1 protein-coding gene and 2 pseudogenes are annotated in these 3,024 nt (G+C 50.4%); 2 read left to right on the forward strand and 1 reads right to left on the reverse strand.

From position 1 onward, the window contains the following. Both ABUL11_RS11165 and ABUL11_RS11170 read left to right on the forward strand, forming a co-directional pair. On the forward strand, window positions 1-1,419 hold a 1,419-nt coding region (locus tag ABUL11_RS11165; RefSeq protein WP_350283928.1), incomplete at its 5' end, for a catalase. Window positions 1,420-1,524: 105 nt separating this feature from the next. Beyond that, window positions 1,525-2,315, forward strand: a pseudogene (locus ABUL11_RS11170) (IS5 family transposase). 34 nt (window positions 2,316-2,349) lie between these two features. On the opposite strand, the pseudogene ABUL11_RS11175 reads toward ABUL11_RS11170, so the two are convergent. Further along, window positions 2,350-2,798 (reverse strand): annotated as a pseudogene (locus tag ABUL11_RS11175) (IS5 family transposase); the annotation flags it as partial. Window positions 2,799-3,024 lie beyond the last annotated feature (226 nt).

Raw genomic sequence — 3,024 nt, forward strand, 5'->3', positions numbered from 1 at the left:
GCACCAGTGCCGGATAACCAGAATGTCATGACGGCCGGCCCGCGCGGTCCGATGTTATTACAGGATATCTGGTTTCTTGAGAAGCTTGCGCATTTCGACCGTGAAGTGATCCCGGAACGCCGGATGCATGCCAAGGGATCCGGGGCCTACGGTACCTTTACGGTGACGCACGATATCACTCGTTACACGCGGGCAAAGATTTTTTCTCAGATTGGGAAGAAAACTGATCTGTTCGTTCGTTTTTCTACGGTAGCGGGAGAACGGGGCGCTGCCGACGCAGAGCGTGACATTCGCGGTTTTGCCATCAAGTTTTATACCGAAGAAGGTAACTGGGATTTGGTTGGCAACAACACGCCAGTATTTTTTCTGCGTGATCCCTTGAAGTTTCCGGATCTCAACCATGCCGTCAAGCGCGATCCACGAACCAATTTGCGCAGTGCACGCAACAATTGGGATTTCTGGACGCTACTTCCTGAAGCCCTACATCAGGTCACGATTGTTATGAGTGATCGCGGTTTGCCTGCGACATATCGGCATATGCACGGTTTCGGCAGCCATACTTTCAGTTTTATCAATGCTCAGCAGGAACGTTACTGGGTGAAATTTCATTTCAGAACACAGCAGGGTATCAAAAACCTGACCGATGCCGAGGCGGAAGCGCTGGTCGGCAAGGATCGGGAAAGTCATCAGCGTGACTTGTACGAAAGCATTGAAAATGGTGGATTCCCGCGCTGGACATTATTTGTGCAGATCATGCCGGAAACCGATGCAGCCAGTCTTCCTTATAATCCGTTCGATTTGACCAAGGTCTGGCCGCACGGTGATTATCCGCTGATCGAAGTCGGCGTGATGGAGCTGAATCGTAATCCGGATAATTATTTTGCCGAAGTCGAACAGGCCGCGTTCAACCCGGCCAATGTCATTCCGGGAATCGGTTTTTCACCGGACAAAATGCTGCAGGGACGGCTGTTTTCCTATGGTGATGCACAGCGTTACCGTTTGGGTGTCAATCACTATCAGATTCCAGTCAATGCATCTCGCTGTCCTTTCCATCATTATCACCGTGACGGTGCCATGCGCGTCGATGGCAATCATGGCAGTACCATGGGATATGAGCCGAACGGTTATCAGGAGTGGGAGCAGCAGCCTGAATATGCAGAACCGGCTTTGGCACTGGAGGGCGCCGCTGCTCACTGGAATCATCGTGAGGATGAAGACTACTATACCCAGCCGGGTAATCTGTTCCGGCTCATGAATCCCGCGCAGCAGCAGATACTGTTCGACAATACTGCACGTTCGATTGGTGAAGCACCGCGGGAAATTCAGGCTCGGCATATTGCTAATTGTCTGAAAGCGGATCGGGCTTATGGTGAAGGGGTTGCCAGGGCACTGGGAATCCCGTTGAGCGAAGCAGGGTAGCTCAGCTCTGGCGCGATGGCACTGTAAAGATGGATAAAGCCGACATGCTTCATCGATACTACTGAGAGGCTGTTCACGATTAATTGCATGTCGTAGACTGGGGGTATAAGAAAGATCTACTCCAGTGACGTCGGCAAGGAGGCATTTGAAGAGATCAGACCTGTGCTGGAAAATGTGCGCAAGCAAACGAAGCCGCGGACGGTTGATTTATACGAAGTATTCTGCGGTGTGCTGTATCTGCTGAAAAGCGGTTGCCAGTAGCGGATGCTGCCGAGTGAGTTTCCGAAATGGCGAACGATACACGCCTGCTTCGCCAAGCGGAGCGAGCCTGCTCCAGACGGGATGAATGTTCTGGAGCGGGCTTTAAAAAAATGTGGTTGGCGAGGCCCGCACAAAACAGGGGCGCAGATCCTCGACGAGCTTTTTGATCGTCGACGCGCAGAGTGTCAAGAATACCGATAGTGCGAGGGAGAAAGGTTACGATGCCGGTAAGAAGGTATCGGGAATCAAGCGCCATATTGCGCCGTCGATACTCAAGGTTTTCCTCATACTATTGCTGTTATGACTGCTGATGTGACTGACCGCAAGGGAGCATTGCTGGCTTTGGGCCGCTGTACGGCTAATTTACAAACCGTCCAGAGCATCCTGGTTGAAGGTGGATATAGCGGTCAACCATTTGCCCAGGCCGTTAAAGAATTGCTTGGGGCCAAGCTTCAAATTGCCAAGCGCAGTGAGTTGCACCCTTTTGCAGTGATGCCTCAGCGCTGGGCCGTTGAGCGATCATTCGCATGGATTGAGAAATGCCGCAGACTCTGAAAAACTGCGAACGAAAACTCAACACCAGTCTGCAATTCATCCACCTCGCATTCCTGGCACTCTTGCTTAAAAGATCGTGAACAGGCTCTCAGTTTATACAGTCCATTATCATAAAGCAGTGGTACCTTGTGTAACAAAGATTCTGACCGGCATACCATGCGAATCCACGGTCAGATGTATTTGGGTGTTGAGCCCCCTTTTGTCCGGCTCATATCCGAATTGCCACCTCTGGCCCCGCTGGCATGTGGGTGAACCTTGCGGTGGCTGGCATCGATCATCAGCCATTCATAATCCGGGTCATCAATCAGAATTTCCAGCAATTTTTCCCAGATACCCTTGTCACGCCAGCGAATAAAGCGGCGGTGGGTATTGCTCCAACCCCCGTAGTCCGGCGGTAAATCCCTCCATGGGGCTCCTGTTCGTATAATCCAGAAAACAGCATTGATAAACTGACGATTATCTGTGGCTATCCCTCCCCAAGCTCCTTCGCGATCCGGCAGATGCTCCTCAAGCAACGCCCATATCTTATCCGAGATATCATACCTGCGATGTGATTGTGTCATTTGAAATCCTTTTGTTTCTTAAAAGAATCTCATACTCTTAATCTCATGACTACACTATCTGAGCAAAACATAATTTATTATTATGTTACGAATAAGAATTTCAAATTTTTATTATCTTTTGACTGCCTTTAGGATGGCACTGCCGATGCGATTGGATGGATAGAATTCGTCTCGGTTTAAAAACGGGCGTCCAGTGTAATCCCAAGGAGCGGGTCCACATCTTGAC

It is taken from the genome of Nitrosomonas sp. (genome assembly GCF_040256045.1).
GTDB lineage: Bacteria > Pseudomonadota > Gammaproteobacteria > Burkholderiales > Nitrosomonadaceae > Nitrosomonas.